The sequence below is a fragment of the Roseovarius confluentis genome (assembly GCF_002917925.1).
Lineage (GTDB): Bacteria > Pseudomonadota > Alphaproteobacteria > Rhodobacterales > Rhodobacteraceae > Roseovarius > Roseovarius confluentis.
In genome coordinates this window covers 102646-119177 of sequence record NZ_PPFE01000001.1, presented here as the reverse complement: position 1 = coordinate 119177, position 16532 = coordinate 102646, and the positions used below count along the sequence as shown (strand labels likewise).

Below are 16532 nucleotides of genomic sequence, written 5' to 3'. Positions count from 1 at the left end.
CCACGTCCCTCATGTCGGTGCGGGTCCCCCGAGACCCGTTTACGGGATCGAGGCGGGCCCCGCCGAAGGGCCCGCCCACAAGACAGCACGCTACAGGGCGATCAGCCCAGAACGCGGTCGCGTTGCTTGGTATAGGCGCCGTCGGACTTGGCAAGCCAAGCCGACGAGGACTTCATCGAGGCCATGTAGCTGTCGTAAACCCGCTTGTAGATGTCGTCGCCCATATTCTCCTGGTGAACTTCATCAGCGGCCTGGCCAAACGCGTCCCAGACCGAATCGGGGAATTCAAGCGTGTTGACGCCGCTCGACTGAAGCCGGCTCAGCGCGGCAGAGTTGTTCGACAGGAATTGTGCAAGGTTCCACTGGTGCGCCTCGGCACAGGCGGTTTCGACCATCTTCTGCTGCGCCGGAGTCAGGCTGTCGAAGACTTCGCGGTTCATCCCGATGGATAGGCCAGCGCCCGGCTCGTGGAAGCCGGCGGTGTAGTAGGTCTTCGTGATCTCCTGGAAGCCTGCCTTTTCGTCCGCCCAAGGGCCAATCCACTCGGTGCCATCAATCGCTCCCGAGGCCAGCGCTTGGTAGACTTCAGCCCCCGGCAGGTTCTGAACCGATGCGCCCAGCTTGCCCAAGGCCTTGCCGCCCAGACCGGGCATCCGGAATTTCAGGCCGTTGAAATCTTCGGGGCCGTTGATCTCTTTCGAGAACCAACCACCCGCCTGAGCGCCGGTGTTGCCCGCGAGGAAAGATTTAAGGCCGAAGATCTGGCCCAACTCGTCGTGGAAGCCCATGCCGTCGCCGTGATAATACCAGTTCACCAGTTCCTGCGCCGTCATGCCGAACGGAACCGAGGTGAAAAAGGCATAGGCCGGATGCTGCCCCACGAAATAGTAGTCGGCGCCATGGTACATGTCAGCCTGCCCGGCGGTCACGGCATCGAACACCTCGAACGCGCCGACCAGTTCGCCCGCGCCCTTGACGTCGATGGTCAGTGCGCCGTCAGCCATGCCGTTGATGTTGTCTGCCGCGCGCTGTGCTGCATCGAAAACACCGGCGAGGCCCCGGCCCCAGGTTGTGACCATGGTCAACGTGCGGTTGCCTTGGGCATAGGCCGGTGCGGCCAGCGTCGTGGCGGCGGCGGCCGACCCACCCAATGCCGTATTCTTCAGGAATGAACGACGATCCATGTGATTTATCCTCCCAATTGATGATGCGCGAAAACCCGTCCCTGGCAGCTTCCGCGCGGACCGTTGCAGGTGCCGGGACACTATCGTGTGCATTTTGCGATGGGAATACCGAGTAGTGCGTAGGATCTGCATTCCGACCCGTCAAAAAGTCCAAAACCGGACCAGATGCAGCGGCGCGCGCACAAGCCAAACGTGTACTGACGCGCCACCTGACGCAGGGCTTTTGATGCAATTCGCATTATCAATTCACGAGAAGAGAATCGATGATCGTCCCCCGCGTGACCTACGGCCGGAAACAGTTCCTGACAGCCACGCCGCTGCTGATCGTAGCGGTAGAAACCATTTCCGCGCGGGTCACGCTTCAATCGCGCAAAGTCGCGGAGCGCAATATCCGCAACCTCGAGCAAAAACTGATCTCGGCGAAACGCGACGAACAGAAGAACTGGGTGTTTTTGGCATGACCTGCGGTTGTCAACATCTACGGCCGCGTCGTGCCCGAAGACGACGCGGCAATGTTGTCCCTCACGCAGCCCTTTAAGGCATGGCAGCGCCGAATACATCAGTTCCGCATTGGGCACGGTGCTATGGGATCCGTGCTGGAAGACGTGCCCGCATTGAAGTTCAATTGCGCGATCGACGAGGCCATCAAAGCCCAGTGTTACCTGTGCACCAGGGCGCAGGGACCACTGGTGCCGGATAGCCGCGAAGGGCGCGTTCGATTGACTGACCGCGAACAGATGACCTTGTTTCAACTGGCACAGCGTTAGTCGAAAAAGGCGGGGCTCAGGTTTTGGACATCTCGGTGCGCACCGTGGAAAAGCATCGCAAAATCATCAAGCGCAAGCTGCTTATCAGTGCTACCGTCGGCCTGACCCGCTATGTAATGGAACACGGTGTACTCCAGGGTCACAGCACTCATCTGGTCAACTTTGCGGCATATGATGCCGCGGCGCAGAAATTTTTTCGCTGCACCCCTTCCATAAACTGAATTTTGTGTCATCGTTGTGTCATTCATTGTCATGGGGGACACCATGCAGGATGTACAAGAGGACTACGGCGAAAGCACGGTCGAGTTCGCCGATTTCACCTTCGACCGCCAGAAAGCCGTATGTTACGGCCTACAGAACAACGCTGGTGGCACCACAACGATCATCAACTTCGCCTCAGAACGGCTGGCTGACAGGTTTCGCGTCGCTTATCTCCGGGACCTGAACATCCGGATTATCCAAAACGAGGCACAGCTGATCTGTTTTGCCGATTACGACACGGTGATGCGCACGTCGCAGGACGATCCCCGCGTGCAGGCGCTGCACTATAACCGAGACTACATGATGGGCACGCTGGGTCACATGATGTAGGGCGTTTCGCCCAAGATTCTTCGTACGAAGAATCTTGGGCTCGCTATTTTGCACGAATTTTCGCCATCCCAGCGGCGCACCGTCGTCGCGCTTGCCGGTCACCATTGCAAAACGCGGAAGCTTGCCTTCGCCGCCGGAGAATGGCGCGGCTGGGTGCCGAATACCCATGATCTTTGTGCGCCGGTCGGTCGACCATGTCAGCCCCGTCAGATCGGACCCTTTCGGCCTAGTCAGAAAGCATGAGATTCCGCCCCTGACCGTATCGCACGCAAACAACTGGCGGACAGGCGGTTGAGGTCGACATCTTTCATGGCGGGTCTGCGGATGGTGGTGGCAATAGATCCCCTAGATTGTCACACGAGTTTGACAGCCCTCGGACGGGTCCGCGACATCCTCCAAACCTGCGCGTTTCTGCCGCGCCGCATTCCGCGCAACAAATGCAAAGAATCCGCCCCCTCGCGCGACATTTTTCGCGGAAAGCCTGTTGACGCTCCTGACCCTCACACATAATGTCCCCGAACGCAGCAAGGAGTCGCCGCACATGGCATCGCTAATCGTAGTCGTAGGTAAATGGCGCATGGGCCGGTAACGGACACCATAAAGGTACCCCATGCGCCCTCGGAACCCTCCGGGGGCTTTTTTATGCGTAACGCAAAGAGACACATGTCATGAATGGAGCAATGAGATGACACGTCAGATGACCGGAGCGAAAATGGTGGTCCAGGCCTTGAAGGATCAGGGTGTGGACGTCGTATTCGGATATCCCGGCGGCGCCGTGCTACCGATTTATGACGAGATCTTTCAGCAGAATGACATTCGGCACATCCTCGTCCGGCATGAGCAAGGCGCGGTCCATGCCGCCGAAGGCTATGCCCGGTCGACCGGGAAGCCCGGCGTCGTTCTGGTGACCTCGGGGCCCGGGGCGACCAACGCCGTGACTGGCTTGACCGACGCGCTGATGGACTCGATCCCGCTGATCGTTCTGACCGGCCAAGTACCAACATTCATGATCGGCTCCGACGCGTTTCAGGAGGCCGACACGGTCGGCATTACCCGCCCCTGCACCAAGCACAACTGGCTGGTCAAGGAAACCGAGCGTCTGGCCCAGACCATCCACGAGGCGTTTCACGTGGCCACGTCGGGCCGACCAGGACCGGTGCTGGTGGACATTCCGAAAGACGTGCAGTTCGCATCGGCCAAGTACCTGGAGCCTGCGCAGACCAAGACCTCGCATTACCAGCCGCAGACCACGGGCGACATCGACACGATCACCGAACTGGTCGAGGCGCTGGAGCAGGCCGAGCGGCCCGTCTTCTACACGGGCGGCGGCGTCATCAATTCCGGCGACGAGGCGACCGCGCTTCTGCGCGAGCTGGTCGAGGCGACGGGTATTCCGATCACATCGACCTTGATGGGCCTTGGCTGCTATCCGGCGTCGGGCAAGAACTGGTTGGGTATGCTGGGCATGCACGGCCTCTACGAGGCGAACATGGCGATGCATGACTGCGACCTGATGATAAATATTGGGGCGCGGTTCGACGACCGGATTACAGGGCGGTTGGACGCGTTCTCGCCCGGATCGCAGCGGGCGCATATCGATATCGACCCGTCCTCGATCAACAAGGTGATCCGGACAGACTTCCCCATCGTAGGCGACGTAAAGGAGGTCCTGCGCCAGTTGATGTCGGTCTGGAAGGAGCGCGGCAGCAAGGTCAACCGTGAGGCCATTCGCAATTGGTGGGGTCGGATCGAGGAATGGAAAAAGATCAACTGCCTCGCTTTCACTCAACAAGGCAAGACGATCAAGCCCCAGCATGCGATGCATCGTCTTGAAGAACTGACCAAAGGCCATGATCGCTACATTTGCACCGAAGTGGGCCAGCACCAGATGTGGGCGGCGCAGTACCTTGGGTTCGAAGACCCCAACCGCTGGATGACGTCTGGCGGGCTGGGCACCATGGGATACGGCTTTCCGGCCTCTATTGGCGTTCAGGTGGCGCACCCAGAGGCGTTGGTGATCAATGTCGCGGGCGAGGCATCGTGGCTGATGAACATGCAGGAATTGGGAACGGCCGTTCAATACCGCCTTCCGGTCAAGCAGTTTATCCTCAACAATGAACGCCTTGGCATGGTGCGCCAGTGGCAGGAGTTGCTGCATGGAGAGCGTTATTCGCACTCGTGGTCCGACGCCCTGCCCGATTTCGTCAAGCTGGCCGAGGCGTTCGGGGCGAAAGGCATCCAGTGTTCGGACCCTGCCGATCTGGACGATGCGATCATGGAGATGCTGAACTACGATGGACCGGTGATTTTCGATTGCTTGGTTGAGAAGCATGAGAACTGCTTCCCGATGATCCCGTCGGGCAAGGCGCATAATGAGATGCTGCTGGGCGAGAATGCGTCCACCGCGGATGCCATCGACGCAGGCGGGGCGGTGCTGGTGTAGGCCACCCCCCGTCCCTGCCCTGCACGACACACTTCAAAGGATTAATCCCATGTCAGCCCTGAAAATCAAGAAAGGCGCGACCAGCCATTCCGCCTATAACTTGCGGCCCACGTTTTCCGACGCGGAAGAGCGTCACACTCTAGCCGTCATCGTGGATAACGAGCCCGGCGTTCTGGCCCGCGTGATCGGCCTCTTCTCGGGACGCGGTTATAACATCGACAGCCTGACCGTGGCCGAAGTGGATCATACCGGCCATATGTCCCGCATCACTATTGTCACCACGGGCACGCCTCAGATCATCGAGCAGATCAAGGCGCAACTTGGCCGGATCGTAGTGGTGCACGAAGTCCATGACCTGACGGTCGAGGGCCGCACGGTAGAGCGCGAACTGGCGCTGTTGCGCGTCACCGGCACCGGCGACAAGCGGGTCGAGGCCCTACGGCTTGCGGATATCTTCCGCGCCAGTGTGGTGGACAGCACGCTGGACAGCTTCGTCTTCGAGATTACCGGCACGTCGGAAAAGGTTGATGCGTTCGCTGACCTCATGCGTCCGCTGGGCCTGGAAGAGATCGCCCGAACAGGTGTTGCCGCGCTATCCCGAGGAAACTGATCCGCGGTACCGTTAAAATCTAGCGGGACAGATTGACCTTCCCAAGGCGAGCGCTGGGCTGCTGCGGCTGCGCGGCAGTTCGGACGTCCATGCCGGGCTGAACCGGAAACGGCAGAACCTTGCGCTCTTCGCTGTCCTGCGCAGCGGCGTATCCAGGATCACTGTCCGAGGTAGCGCAGCGCAGATCGGCCGCGAGGCAGGGGTATTCCTCGGTTGCAACGACCTCGACCTCGAAGGCAAGGCGCATGCCGCGACCGTCACGGATCTTGAACGCAACGAAGTCTCCCTCCTCGAATTTCGAAGCTTTGGTGGAGTCGCTCGGTTCACCTTCGAAGAACGCCAGTTCGCCATGATCTTCACACCAGATCAGCGCGCGGTTCGAACACCGATCAGCCCACAATACTGCACCGTACATAGCAACCTCGCTGTATCCTGAATTTAGGATAGGCCAGCGCAAGGTTGCGATCACTGGAAATCTGAAGCATCTGCGGCACCTATTTGTGTCAGCAGTCAACGAATCTGACGCTAAAGCGCGTCAACTTCTGGACAGAATCGTACATCTTCGTGTAGCGAGGGCAATAATTCCATTCGCGAGACTATGGACGACGTATGGGAGGACGGAGAATCGGTACTGTTTTGAACCGGAAAACCCAGTCAAACACCCCGCCTGCCTTGTCGCCCGATCCTGCGGTCCTTCGCGGTATATTTGGCCAGAACTTACAGATCCTTAGTGCACCGTACAAATCTGTCTCAGGCCTGTGCCGGGAGATTGGGATCAATCGCACGCAGTTCAACCGCTACCTCTCTGGCGAAAGCTTCCCACGGCCCGATCTGTTGTACAGGATCTGCCAGTTCTTCGATGTGGATGCCCGGATCCTTCTGGAACCGGTCGAGTCGATTTTCGCGACATCGCCCGAACTTCTGGGCCATTCTTTCCTGTCAGGCTTTTTCGGAGCGTCGCCCACCGCTGTGCCCGAAGAGATTTTTCCCAGCGGGTTCTACAGTTTCGTCCGACGGTCCTTCATCGACGACACCCTTTTTACCATCGGCCTTGTCCACGTGCACCGCGAGGCGCCCTATACGTTTCTGCGCGGATTCGAGCCGCGTGATGCGATGCGCAGCCAGGGTCTGTCCACAGAGCCCGCGAGCAGGGAATTCCGCGGCCTGATCATGCGGCAGGAGGAAGGCGTGGCGGCGCTGGTCACGCATCGCAACTCGCTCGCCTGTTCGTTCAACTTCCTGACCCCCGAAACCTCTTTCCAATCCAATATCTGGGAAGGCTACGCGACACGCACCGTGCGTGAGAAAGTGACCGGGAGGCGCGCGGCCCGGATGGTCTATGAATACCTTGGTCCGGGGCTGACCAAGGCGCTGCCGGTGGCGCGGCAAGCCGGGCTGGTAACACTGGAAGAGGTTCCGGTATTTCATGCGCGACTGCTGCGCCTGAAAGAGGAATTCCGCTAGGCCGCAGGCCTCACCTGCGTTTAGACAGTCGCTTTGCGGAAATTCGTGTCGTGAATCGTCGGTTTTTCCGGCGCGGTTTCAGGCAATCGGTGAACATCACCAGCCAAGGGGATGTGTTACCGATGTCTGCAACGATCACCGATCTCTCCGCCGTTCGCACCAGTGTCGAAAAGGCCAATGGCCTTCCCAACGCCCACTACATCGACCCCGCCATCTACGCCGAGGAACGCCAAGCGCTGCTCTATACGCAGTGGGCCGGGCTGTCTGTCGCGGCCGACGTGCCGGAGCCGGGTGACGCCAAACCGATCGAGTTCCTGGGGATGCCCCTGCTGCTTTTGCGCGACAAGGATGGCGACGTCCGGGTGTTTCAGAACATCTGCCGTCACCGGGGCATGATCCTTGTGGAAGAGCCACGCAAGATCGAGGGTGCGATCCGCTGCCCCTATCATTCGTGGTGCTATTCCACCAAGGGCAAGCTGGTCTCGACCCCGCATGTGGGCGGACCGGGTCACAATACGCACGACGCGATCAAGCGCGACAACCTGGGCCTGATCGAGGTGCGCAGCCACGTGTGGCGCGATGTCGTGTGGATCAACGTCTCGGGCGATGCGCCGGTCTTCGAGGAGGCCATGAAGGACGTCATCGCGCGCTGGTCGGAATTTGAATTGCCGGTCTATCACGGCGGATTCGACAGCAAGATCGAGTTCGAGGTCAACACCAACTGGAAGCTGGCGGTGGAGAACTATTGCGAGAGCTACCACCTGCCGTGGGTGCATCCGGGGCTCAACAGCTATTCCAAGCTGGAGGACCACTACAACATCGAAGAGCCCGGTGCATTCTCGGGTCAGGGCACGATGGTCTATCGCCAGCTGACCAACGAGAACGGCGAAAAATTCCCCGATTTTGAAGGAGTTGGCGCAAAGTGGAATGAACAGGCGGAGTACATCGCCGTCTACCCGAACGTCCTGCTGGGCGTCCATCGCGACCATGCCTTCGCCATCATCCTGGAACCGAAAGGTCCCGAGAAAACGGTCGAACATATCCACCTCTACTATTCCGTGCCCGATAGTGACGAAGGGCTGCGGATGCGTAACACGCAGCTTTGGAAGACGGTCTTTGAAGAGGACATCTTCGTGGTCGAAGGCATGCAGCGCGGGCGGCACGCGGACCAGTTCGACGGGGGGCGTTTCTCGCCTGTGATGGACAGCCCGACCCATTGTTTTCACTCCTGGGTCGCCGGCAAGATCGAAACCTATCGTGGTATGGGAAAGGCGGCGGAATGAGTGCAGTTCTGGACAACGCGATGATCGCCGCGCACGAGGCGCATGACAGCTCCGCGCTGATACAGCTTTACACCAAAGCCGCGGATACGGCGAACGATCTGGATGCGTCGTGCTTCTACCTGACGCATGCGTATGTGTTCGCGTTGGAGGCCGGGGCGCCGGATGCGCGGCGGCTGCATGCGCGGCTGGTGCGACACGGTCGCGAGGCGTGAGGCGACTCAAAAGTTAATTTTTTCGAACGCCCGATTCCGGCGTCGGTATCGCGTCGGTATTCGGGTGGTATCGCGACGGTGCGGTTTTCAGCGGAGCCCGAGTTAACAGGACGTGCGGTGGAACGGCGCGATCGGAAAGACGTGAAGATAGGGTGAAGACGGCGCGCGGAGGTCGCGTGGGTTTTCACCCACCCTACGAATTCGGCAAGACGTTATCCCGGACCTGATCCGGGATCTCTGGCGGCAAGGGATCTTCGCCCCTGCCCGCAAATCGAACGATCAGCGGGCCAAAACCGCCTTAATGGAATGGCAGGAATTTCGCGCGACACTGAGCGGACCCCCCGTCGAGGCCACATGCAGAGCAGACCGGACAAATCCCTGATTCAACGCCACGCGCGGCTTTTCGAGCTTCTGCGGCAGGAGAATGCCGCGCGGCGGGTGCGTGACAGGTCAACACAAGTGCAGATCACTGACGGCAACGCGGCGCTGACGTTTCGGGAACTGGCGGAGTTGTCTTTCGACACCCGGCCCGCGGTGCTTTAGCCGCGGAACCCCGTGGCGATGACAAACTTCTCGGAACTGTCCGAGCGTGACGCGGGTGGCTTGACGTTGGCGACTTTGGCGAAGCGTTGCTTCAGCAATTTCTGCAAATCGCCCTCGGCCCCTCCGGCCAGCACCTTGGAGACAAAGGTGCCGCCCTCTTCCAGAACGTCGAAGGCGAGATAGGCCGCGGCCTCGCACAGTGCGATGATGCGCAGGTGGTCGGTCTGTTTGTGGCCCGAGGAGGAGGCCGCCATGTCCGACATGACCACGTCCGCCTTTCCGCGCAGCCATTCCTTGACCTTGTCGTCGGCGTCGTCTTCCATGAAGTCGAGCACGTGCAACTCGCAGCCCGCGATGGGTTCGACCTCTTGCAGGTCGATACCGAGGATATAGCCCTGCGCCTTGCCGGATTTCTCGCCCAGTGCGTTTACGCGCGGCACGGCCACCTGGCACCAGCCGCCGGGGGCACAGCCGAGGTCTACGACGCGCGCGCCGGGGACGAGAAAACGGAACTTGTCGTCCAGTTCCATGATCTTGTAGGCGGCACGGCCACGATAGCCTTCGGCCTGGGCGCGTTTCACGTAAGGGTCATTGAGCTGCCGTTGCAGCCAGCGGGTGGAACTGCTGCGCCGGCCCTTGGCGGTCTTGACCTTGACGGTCAGGTCGCGCTGGCCGCGGCCGGACGTGTTCTTGCCCGTGGGGCCCTTGCCGGTTGGTTTCTTCGCCATCAATCCTGTCCTTCGATCAATACGCCGTCGGCGGCCATCTGGGCGTAGAGCATCCCCTCGCGCAGGCCGCGGTCAGCGACCGACAGGCGGTCGGTGGGCCAGCAGCGCAGAAGCGCCTGAAGGATGGCTGCACCCGACATGATGAGCGCCTGACGGTCGAGCCCGATACGCGGGTCACGACGGCGTCCGGCGGGGCCCATGGCGAGGTAGTCGCGGATCACGCGGTCGATCTGATCGGACGTCATGCGGAGCCCGTCGACCTTGTTGCGGTCGTAGCGTTTGAGGCCGAGATGGCTCGCCGCGACGGTGGTGACAGTGCCCGAGGTGCCGACGATCTGAAAGCCTGCGCGGGGCGGCTCGTCCTTGTAAGGGGCGAATTCAGCGAGGTTTTCCTCGAAGAACCAGCTCATGAGGGCAAAGCGGGCGGCGTCATCCTCGACATCGTTGAACTGGTCACGAAGCGTGGCCACGCCAAGCGGCACGCTGATCCAATCGACCACGCGGGCCGACGGGCCATCGCCGCGTCGCGCGTCGGGAAACCCGCCATGCATCCGCATGATGGCCGAGGCCCGCTCGCGCGGGCGCACATTGGTCAGGTCGATCCACACAAGCTCGGTCGAGCCACCGCCGATATCGACGACCAGCAGTTGCTCGGTCTTCTTGCTGACCAGCGGGGCGCAGGACACGACGGCCAGCTGCGCCTCTTCCTGGGGTTCGATGATGTCGAGGCGCAGGCCGGTCTCCCGCTCGACCTTCTTCATGAAGGCGGCGCCGTTGGAGGCGCGGCGGCAGGCCTCGGTGGCCACCAGCCGCATGTTCTTGACCTTGTTGCGCTTGAGCTTTTGCTGGCAGACGCGCAGGGCCTGGATGGTGCGGTAGATCGAGGCGCGCGACAGCTTGCCGCTCTGTTCAAGCCCCTGCCCCAGCTGCACCGATTTCGAGAAGCTGTCCACAACTTTGAACTGAGCGCCGTCAGGTCGGGCGATCAGCATACGACAACTGTTCGTTCCCAGATCCAGCGCCGCATAAAGCGAGCCGGATTCGGGCGAGATCAGTGCGGGGCTTTCGACCTTTGGTCGTTCTGGTGAACGAGGGACCGCGCCCGCACTTTCGGGACGCTTGGGCGCCATAACTCACGCCCTCCATTTCGAGTTACCTAGAAGGTAGTGGTTGCTTGGGCTTCGCGCAAGCTTTGAGCCGCGCACGGGATAAACTTGAATCATTTTCCAGTGCCTTGCGATGGCCTCGAAACGGCATGGCGGATAAGGTGACGTCGCTGGATGACGTCGTTAAGTCGAAAAACGACCCTGTCGGAGGCAACGGGTGAATTAGAGAGAGTCAACCGAGGTAGAGGAATCAGCGATGGTTGATGTGACTGTGGTATACTGGCGGGACATCCCCGCGCAGGTGATCGTCGGCAAAGGCCGGCGCGGGTCCAAGCGCCCCCTGCCCGAGCGGTTCGAGCAGGCCATTGACCGCGCCGCGATGAAGATCGGCGCCGAGGATACCGATGCCTATCTCGCCGAGTGGCGCAAGGCCGCCCCCTACGAGGTGGAGGGCGATGCCGACGCGGTGGCCGAGGCCGAGGCCGCACGGCTGGACAAGGAATACGATCAGGCGCGCATCAAGCAGCTGATCGCGAATGACGGTTGGGCCGGCTCGTCGTGAGTTCTGGCCGCAAATCTTTCTGGGAGGCCGCGATGGCGCTTTTGAACTTCAAGAAACGTGAGACCCCGGGCGCGCGCACGGTCAACCCGCAGGTGGAGGCCTTCCTGGACGGCTATTCCATCGAGGTGATGCCGCGTACTGCCGAGAAGGTGGACAATTTCCGCGATCTGCTGCCCGAAGGCACGCGCGTCTACATCGCGCATATCGAGGGCACGCCGATCGAGGACATGGTCGTGACCGCCAAGCGCGTGGCCGCCGAAGGCTACAAGGTGATGCCGCACTTCCCCGCGCGGATCATCAAGGACCAGGCGACGCTGGAGGACTGGATCGCGCGCTACCAGGGAGAAGCGGGCGTCGAGCAGGCGCTGGTGCTGGCCGGTGGCGTCAAGGATCCGCATGGCGATTTCGACAGCTCGATACAACTGTTGCAAACCGGCGCGTTCGACCGGGCGGGATTCAAACGGCTGCACGTGGCGGGCCACCCCGAGGGCAACCGCGACATCGACCCAGATGGCAGCATGAAGAACGTCGAGGATGCCGTTCAGTGGAAGCAGAAATTCTCGGAGCGCACCGATGCCGAGATGGCTCTGGCCACGCAGTTCGCCTTTGACGCCGACCCGATCATCAAGTGGGCCGACGACCTGGCCGCGGCCGGTGTGACCCTGCCCATCCATATCGGCATCGCGGGGCCCGCGAAACTGCAGACGCTGATAAAGTTCGCCATCGCCTGTGGCGTGGGCCCGTCGCTGAAGGTGCTGCAAAAGCGCGCGATGGACGTGTCTAAGCTGCTGTTGCCCTACGAGCCCACGGACGTGCTGACCAAGCTGGCGGCGCACAAGGCGGCCAACCCGGACTTCAACATCACCAACGTTCACTTCTTCCCGCTGGGCGGCATCAAGACCAATGCCGAGTGGGCGATCGAAAACGGTGGCGCGTCGACCGTGCCCGCCGCCAAGCAAGGATAAGTCATGACGCGTACCATCGTCGAAAGCAAAACCAAGACCGCCATCATCGGGTTCGACCAGCCGTTCTGCGTGATCGGTGAGCGGATTAACCCGACCGGCCGCAAGAAGCTGGCCGCCGAGCTGGAAGCGGGCGATTTCTCCACCGTGGAGGCCGATGCCATCGCGCAAGTCGCGGCCGGCGCGACGGTTCTGGATATCAACGCGGGTGTTGTCTACAACTCGAACCCCGATCCCAACCAGACCGAACCGCCGCTGATGCGCAAGGTCGTGGAACTGGTGCAGGGGCTGGTCGATGTTCCGCTGTGCATCGACAGTTCGGTGCCCGGCGCGCTGGAAGCGGGGCTTGAGACCTGCGAGGGCCGTCCGCTGCTGAACTCGGTCACCGGCGAGGAAGAGCGGCTGGAACTGGTTCTGCCGCTGGTCAAGAAATACAACGTTCCGGTGGTGGCGATCTCGAATGACGACACCGGGATTTCCGAAGACCCCGACGTGCGCTTTGCCGTCGCCAAGAAGATCGTGGAACGGGCCGCCGATTTCGGCATTCCGGCGCATGACATCGTGGTCGATCCGCTGGTCATGCCGATCGGCGCGATGGGCACGGCCGGTTTGCAGGTCTTCACGCTGGTGCGGCGCCTGCGGGAAGAACTGGGCGTGAACACCACCTGCGGCGCATCGAACATCAGCTTCGGGCTGCCCAACCGGCATGGCATCAACAACGCGTTCCTGCCGATGGCGATGGGTGCGGGCATGACCAGCGCGATCATGAACCCGATCGCCCTGCCCGTGAAGGAAGCCGACAAGGCCGCCAAGCGGGCCGAGGCCGAGGCCGCGGGGATCATCATCCCCGAGGACATGGACGACGAGACCTTCTGCAAGCTTTTTGAACTGGGCAGCACCAAGCCGCGTGCCGGCAAGGAAATGGAAGCCATTCGCGCGGCCAACTTCCTGACCAACAACGACCCGCATGGCGGCGAGTGGATCAAGTTCAACAAGGCCCCGCCGAAAGCCGGCGAGGAAGAGGCCGGACGTGGCGGACGCGGTGGACGGCGGCGTCGCCGGGCCTGAGGAACAGGACAGTGAAATGGGAAAGCCCCGGTTTCGGCCGGGGCTTTCCTGCGTTCAGAGGCGGAGACGCGGCTCAGCTAGGGGTGGTCGTATCGCTGTCGGCCTGAGTCTCGATCTCGGCGTTCAGCTTGGCGCCGAGCAGCACGATGAAGGCCGAGAGCCACAGCCATGTCAGCAGGATGATGACACCGCCCAAGGTGCCGTAGGTCTCGTTGTAGCTGCCGAAATTCTGTGTGTAGACGGAAAAGGCGACCGTACCGACCAGCCACAGGGCCGTAGCGGCCACCGCGCCGGGGCTGATCCAGCGCCAGCGGGCGGGCGGACGGGACGGGCCGAACCGATAGAGCACCGCAAGGCCGAGGATGGCGAAGAACGCCAGGATCGGCCATTGCAGCCACAGGATCGCGGTTTCCAGCCCCTCCGGCAGGACGAGAAAGCCGATCATGTTCGGCAGGACGATCATCGCGCCCAGGGACACCAACAGGCCAGCTATGATGAACAGCGTCAGCGCGATGCCGGTGGCGTAAAGGGCGACGAAACCGCGGGACTCCTCCTCGTTATAGGCGATGTTCATACCTTCCATCAGCGTCATCATCCCCTTGGTCGCGCCGTAAAGCGCCAGTAAAAGACCGATGATGGCCGCCAGTCCCGTGGCGCCTTCGTCGCCGCCGGTGACCTGAAGCACCTGGTCGCGGATGATCTCGGCCGCGTTCTGGGGCAGGATGGCGACGATCTCCTTGAGCTGCGTGGCGACATCACCGGGGTCCAGCAGGACACCCGCGATGGAGATCAGGGCGACCGCGGCAGGGAAGATCGCCAGAAGCCCGAAGAAGGCGACGCCGGCGGAGACCACCGACATGTGGTCTGCGACGATGCTGGACTTGATCCGAAGTGCGATGTCCCACCAGCCGCGGCGCGGGATGCGGGCCGGGTGTTCTGCGATGTGTTCGCTTGCGTCGTTCTGCATGGCGTCCTGTCCCCTAGCCTGTGGTGTTTCGGACTCAACGCATGACCGGGCCAAAAGATCGGGCCGAGGACCGTGAAAAATGCTGAGGCCGCGCGGGTGGTCCCGTGTCGGGGCCCGCGGGGTATTGGAAACACGTCGGTACAGGACCTGATTCCGGCGCCTAAAGGTCCCCTGCACCGGTGCTCGGCGCGCAAGGCCGGGCCCCTTGTGACACGATATCAAGGCCTGAGCACACTCCGGAAGCGAAACGAGCGGTGCTTCGCCCACATCTTTGCGAAGTATTTGATACCGATCCCAAGCCACTGATATCATGTTGGTTTCCGGTGGAACACTCCTGCATTTCTGTGTTCAAACCGCAAGCGTTTCAGAACAGTTGTCTTCGGCGGTCGAACATTCTACGCAACCAATGGTATATTTTGGTTGATATTTGGTGTGTGGGATGCCAGCCTACCACGGCGGGCAAAAGATGACGCGAACCAGGAAGTGCACAGCGTTTCATACTGCCTTGGAAAACAAGAGTTTGCCCGACGCATGTCGCGGACATCCGATGGCCCGAGGCCCATCGGGCACCGTTCCTGCCGAGGGCATGTTTTATGTCTGGGAGGACAAGAGTTGAGTGACATTTCGATACCCTTGGGTGGAAAGGACGCCGACAAGGGCGCGTCCGACGCATCGGAGAGCGAGACAATCTATTTGGATGCGCCGGGAACGACGCTGAAAGACACCTGGAAGAACGCAGGCCCCGGCATCGCCGCCGCGATGACCGGTATCGGCGCCAGCCACATCATGCACGGGCCCACGGCCGGCGCGCAGTTCGGCTATGCCCTGCTGTGGATCATCCCGGTGGCCTATATCCTGAAATACTGCTGTTTCGAATTCGCCCACCGCTACACGATGGTGAAGGGCGAAAGCATCATGAACGCCTATGCCCGGGTCGGCCAGTGGCCGTTCTGGTATCTTGGCTTCCAGTCGCTGGCCAACACGTTTGGCATCGCTGGGCGGGCGCTGGGGTGTGGCGCGCTACTCTGGGCCGCCTTCCCGTTCATGCCCCTCGAGATGTGGTCGATGTCCGTCCTGCTGATCAGCGTCGCCATCCTGTGGCTGGGCAAGTACGAGGTGTTCGAAGGCATCGTCAAGGTCGCGATCATCGTCTTCGCGCTGTCGTCCTTTGTCGCCTTCGCGCTTCAGGCGCCGCCTGCGGGTGAATACCTGTCGCGGCTGCTGCCGAGCCTGCCGCCTGCCGGTGCCATGATCCTTTTCGGGTCGATGTTCGGGTACTTCCCGACCACGACCGAGGTCTCGGCGATGCAGTCCAACTGGGCCGTCGACAAGAAAAGCGGCATGGTCTACGTGCGGGAAATGCGGGAGAAAGGCCACAAGGTCGACGTGCATCCCGACTACATGAAGAACTCGATGATCCTCTATCGCCGTGACATGAATGTGTCCTACATCGTCGCGGCGCTGACCGGCATGGTGTTCCTGATCGTCGGTGCCGTCGTGCTGAACCCGATCGGCCTTGTTCCCTCGGGGCGTGAAATGGGCGTAACGATCGCACGCATCTACACCGACACGTTCGGCGCGTGGGTCTTCCCGATCATCATCGCCGGCGGTATCGCGGCGCTCTTTTCGACCGTATTCACCTACTTCGACGGTCAGGCCCGGGTGTTCGAGGAATGCTGTGTCCGGCTCAAGACAAGCTGGGACAAGCCTACGACACGCAAGCTGATCAACCGCGGTTTTCAGGTGTTGTGGGTCGTCGGCGGCGCTGCCGTGATGTTCGGCATGCCGAAGCCGATCCTGGTGGTGCAGGTCGCCTCGATCCTCGCACTGGTCTTCTCACCGGTCATCTACTGGCTGACGATCAAGGCGGTCACCGACGGCTTTCAGACGCCCGAGGAGCGCGAGCATATGCCCGGCCGCTTCATGATGGGGCTGGCGTGGACCGGTACGGTGGGGCTTGCCCTTGTCTCGGTTTACGTCCTGTTCATGATGGCCACGGCGTAGCACCAAACAGGACCTTGCAAGCGCAGGCCGCGCCACGG

Annotated in this window: 17 protein-coding genes and 1 pseudogene; 13 read left to right on the top strand and 5 right to left on the bottom strand. The window is 61.3% G+C overall.

Annotated elements, in window-relative coordinates; translation table 11 throughout:
* Positions 1-101: 101 nt before the first annotated feature.
* The gene (locus tag C2I35_RS00575; protein ID WP_103761101.1) at positions 102-1184 is read right to left on the bottom strand and encodes a TRAP transporter substrate-binding protein; all 1083 of its coding nucleotides are present in this window, start codon (positions 1182-1184) and stop codon (positions 102-104) included.
* Between the two features lie 263 nt (positions 1185-1447).
* On the opposite strand from C2I35_RS00575, the gene C2I35_RS00570 reads away from it, so the two are divergent.
* From C2I35_RS00570 to ilvN, 5 genes and pseudogenes are all read left to right on the top strand, one after another.
* Positions 1448-1645, top strand: coding sequence for a hypothetical protein (locus C2I35_RS00570; protein WP_103761100.1), 198 nt, complete (start codon positions 1448-1450; stop codon positions 1643-1645).
* 79 nt (positions 1646-1724) lie between these two features.
* A pseudogene (locus tag C2I35_RS22375) lies at positions 1725-2091 on the top strand (LuxR C-terminal-related transcriptional regulator); the annotation flags it as partial.
* Positions 2092-2215: 124 nt separating this feature from the next.
* The gene (locus C2I35_RS00555; RefSeq protein WP_146049931.1) at positions 2216-2542 is read left to right on the top strand and encodes a hypothetical protein; all 327 of its coding nucleotides are present in this window, start codon (positions 2216-2218) and stop codon (positions 2540-2542) included.
* Between the two features lie 685 nt (positions 2543-3227).
* Positions 3228-4985, top strand: coding sequence for an acetolactate synthase 3 large subunit (locus tag C2I35_RS00550; protein ID WP_103761096.1), 1758 nt, complete (start codon positions 3228-3230; stop codon positions 4983-4985).
* Between the two features lie 49 nt (positions 4986-5034).
* Complete coding sequence (gene ilvN, locus C2I35_RS00545; protein WP_103761095.1) at positions 5035-5595, top strand: acetolactate synthase small subunit; 561 nt, start codon at positions 5035-5037, stop codon at positions 5593-5595.
* Between the two features lie 19 nt (positions 5596-5614).
* Here ilvN and C2I35_RS00540 read toward each other — a convergent pair whose 3' ends face one another.
* Positions 5615-6010: a hypothetical protein gene (locus C2I35_RS00540; protein WP_146049930.1), complete on the bottom strand. Its 396-nt coding sequence runs from the start codon at positions 6008-6010 to the stop codon at positions 5615-5617.
* A gap of 419 nt (positions 6011-6429) precedes the next feature.
* Here C2I35_RS00540 and C2I35_RS00535 point away from each other — a divergent pair, with 419 nt between their 5' ends.
* The 4 genes from C2I35_RS00535 to C2I35_RS00520 all read left to right on the top strand — a co-directional run bounded on the left by C2I35_RS00535 (position 6430) and on the right by C2I35_RS00520 (position 9097).
* Positions 6430-7059 (top strand): XRE family transcriptional regulator, encoded by a 630-nt coding sequence (locus C2I35_RS00535; RefSeq protein WP_338020431.1) that lies wholly within the window; start codon positions 6430-6432, stop codon positions 7057-7059.
* A 122-nt stretch (positions 7060-7181) separates the two neighbouring features.
* Positions 7182-8342 carry an aromatic ring-hydroxylating oxygenase subunit alpha gene (locus C2I35_RS00530; RefSeq protein ID WP_103761092.1) on the top strand — a complete coding sequence of 387 codons (1161 nt, stop codon included), beginning with the start codon at positions 7182-7184 and terminating at the stop codon, positions 8340-8342.
* Positions 8339-8554: a hypothetical protein gene (locus tag C2I35_RS00525; RefSeq protein WP_103761091.1), complete on the top strand. Its 216-nt coding sequence runs from the start codon at positions 8339-8341 to the stop codon at positions 8552-8554. The genes C2I35_RS00530 and C2I35_RS00525 overlap by 4 nt, the downstream gene beginning before the upstream one ends.
* 354 nt (positions 8555-8908) lie before the next feature.
* The gene (locus tag C2I35_RS00520; RefSeq protein ID WP_103761090.1) at positions 8909-9097 is read left to right on the top strand and encodes a hypothetical protein; all 189 of its coding nucleotides are present in this window, start codon (positions 8909-8911) and stop codon (positions 9095-9097) included.
* Here the strand turns inward: C2I35_RS00520 and C2I35_RS00515 are convergent.
* Complete coding sequence (locus C2I35_RS00515) at positions 9094-9825, bottom strand: RlmE family RNA methyltransferase (RefSeq protein ID WP_103761089.1); 732 nt, start codon at positions 9823-9825, stop codon at positions 9094-9096. The two genes, C2I35_RS00520 and C2I35_RS00515, sit on opposite strands and share 4 nt — an antisense overlap.
* Positions 9825-10955, bottom strand: a complete 1131-nt coding sequence (locus tag C2I35_RS00510; protein WP_103761088.1) for a Ppx/GppA phosphatase family protein — start codon at positions 10953-10955, stop codon at positions 9825-9827. The genes C2I35_RS00515 and C2I35_RS00510 overlap by 1 nt, the downstream gene beginning before the upstream one ends.
* 232 nt (positions 10956-11187) lie before the next feature.
* Here C2I35_RS00510 and C2I35_RS00505 point away from each other — a divergent pair, with 232 nt between their 5' ends.
* The 3 genes from C2I35_RS00505 to C2I35_RS00495 are packed head-to-tail and all read left to right on the top strand — an operon-like array spanning position 11188 to position 13523.
* Entirely contained in the window at positions 11188-11493 is a 306-nt protein-coding gene (locus tag C2I35_RS00505; protein WP_103761087.1) for a virulence factor, read from the top strand.
* A 32-nt stretch (positions 11494-11525) separates the two neighbouring features.
* The gene (locus C2I35_RS00500; RefSeq protein WP_103761086.1) at positions 11526-12458 is read left to right on the top strand and encodes a methylenetetrahydrofolate reductase; all 933 of its coding nucleotides are present in this window, start codon (positions 11526-11528) and stop codon (positions 12456-12458) included.
* Between the two features lie 3 nt (positions 12459-12461).
* Positions 12462-13523 (top strand): methyltetrahydrofolate cobalamin methyltransferase, encoded by a 1062-nt coding sequence (locus C2I35_RS00495; RefSeq protein ID WP_103761085.1) that lies wholly within the window; start codon positions 12462-12464, stop codon positions 13521-13523.
* A 73-nt stretch (positions 13524-13596) separates the two neighbouring features.
* Here C2I35_RS00495 and C2I35_RS00490 read toward each other — a convergent pair whose 3' ends face one another.
* Positions 13597-14490, bottom strand: a complete 894-nt coding sequence (locus C2I35_RS00490) for a YihY/virulence factor BrkB family protein (RefSeq protein ID WP_103761084.1) — start codon at positions 14488-14490, stop codon at positions 13597-13599.
* A gap of 612 nt (positions 14491-15102) precedes the next feature.
* Between C2I35_RS00490 and C2I35_RS00485 the strand changes: the two genes are divergently transcribed.
* Positions 15103-16494 (top strand): Nramp family divalent metal transporter, encoded by a 1392-nt coding sequence (locus C2I35_RS00485; protein WP_211286089.1) that lies wholly within the window; start codon positions 15103-15105, stop codon positions 16492-16494.
* Positions 16495-16532: the final 38 nt, after the last annotated feature.